Annotated in this window: 1 pseudogene; it reads left to right on the top strand. The window is 72.2% G+C overall.

The window, feature by feature from the left end:
- Positions 1–126: 126 nt before the first annotated feature.
- A pseudogene (locus AB0P35_RS42050) lies at positions 127–1,634 on the top strand (hypothetical protein); the annotation flags it as partial.

Raw genomic sequence — 1,634 nt, 5'->3', positions numbered from 1 at the left:
TGTGGCGTGATTTTCGGGGGTGGGGGGTTGTGGGGCTGGATGCTGGATGTGGTTTCGGTCCGGTCCTGGTGGCTTCCCGGTTGAGGTTGTGGGTGTTTCGTTCCGTGGGTCGGGGTGAGGTGAGGGGTGTCGATTGATATTCCGCCGTGGGCCATGACGGTGTCGAAGTATCTGGTCGGCACGTGGCCTGCCGCCGACGAGGACGGCATGCAGGCGGCCGAGGACATGCATGGGCAGTTGGCTCGTGATGCGGCGGTGTTGCTGGACACGCTGGCGTCGTTGTCGTTGCACGTGCCGGGCTGGCGCGGTGACGCGCGGCAGGCGCACGACCGGGGTGTCGGCGAGCTTTTGGACCGCAGTGGGCTCGAGCAGACCCGCGAGGCGGCGCTGAGCATCGCGGCGGGCCTGCGGGAGACGCGTGCGGGTGTGGTCAAGGCGAAGATCCAGGCGTTGGAGATCGCGGCGTGGCTGATCGCGTCGATCGCGTGGGCGGTGGCCACCGCCGTGTTCACCGAGGGCGCGTCGCTGGCGCTCATCGCCGCGTTCGAAGCGACCGCCGAGGGGATGCTGGCCGCCCTGGGCCGGTGGTTTCTGGCGTTGCTGAAGGCGATCGCCTCGGGTGCGGTCTTCATGACCGTGGTGGATGTGGCCGCGCAGGGCATCGAGCTTGCCCGTGGCGACATCGACGAGATCAATTGGGAGTCGGTGGGGTGGGCGGCGCTGACCGGTGGTGCGGCCGGGGCCGTGGGAATGGGTCTGGGTGTGGGCTGGGCCGCCGCCAAGGGTGTGGTGTCCAAGGGTGTCGGCGGGGCGCTGGGCGCCGCGGAGGAGGGGGCCGTCACCGGGGCGGTGTCGTCGGGTCGCGGTTCCGTGTCGTCGGTCCTGTCCTCGGCGGCCGGCCGGGTGGAGCAGTACGGGCACATGGTGGTGACCAACTACGTCACCAATGTCGGTATGAGTACGGCGCAGGGCAGGACGAACGCGAACCCGGCGGATGCCTTCGACGGTGCCGCCGTCTCGGCGCTGCACGGTCCGGCGGGGTCGCACGGTCCGGCGGGGCGGCACGAGGTGGCGGGGCCGCATGGTCCGCGGGAGACGCACGGGCCGGCGCGGTTGGCGGAGATGCTGCCGCATCTGGTGGAGGGGCCGCAGGCGGGCCGGTTCGAGCCGTTCGCCCCGGCGGGGGACGCGGGGCGCGGGTTCGGGCTGTCCGGCGGGGACCGGGTGGAAGTCACAGCACGCGGGAACCTGTGGGTGCGGCCCGAGGGTTGGGGTGAGGCGGCGGGAGAGTCCGCGTTCGCCACGGCGGTGCGCAATCTGCCTTCCGGGCCGGACGGTGCGGTCCGGCTGGTGGTCGGCACCGCCGACATGGCACCGGGCGCAGGAGTCGAACGCCTGCTGTCGACGTGGGAGGAGCTCCGGCACGCACCGGACCGGGCGGATGCGATGCCCTCGCACGTGGTGCTGGCGGCCCCGCTGACCGAGGGGGAGGTATCGGCGCTGCGCGGGTTCGTGGCGCGCGAGCGGGTGGAGGTGTCCGCGCCGAACGGCCAGCTGCTGGCCGGCCCCGAAGGAACCCTGTACGTGCCGGAAGGCAACCAGGTCGCCGGCAGTGGTGGCCGGGGCCAGTGGCT

The organism is Kitasatospora sp. NPDC085879, assembly GCF_040686255.1.
Lineage (GTDB): Bacteria > Actinomycetota > Actinomycetes > Streptomycetales > Streptomycetaceae > Kitasatospora.
This window is presented reverse-complemented; position numbering and strand designations above follow the sequence as displayed.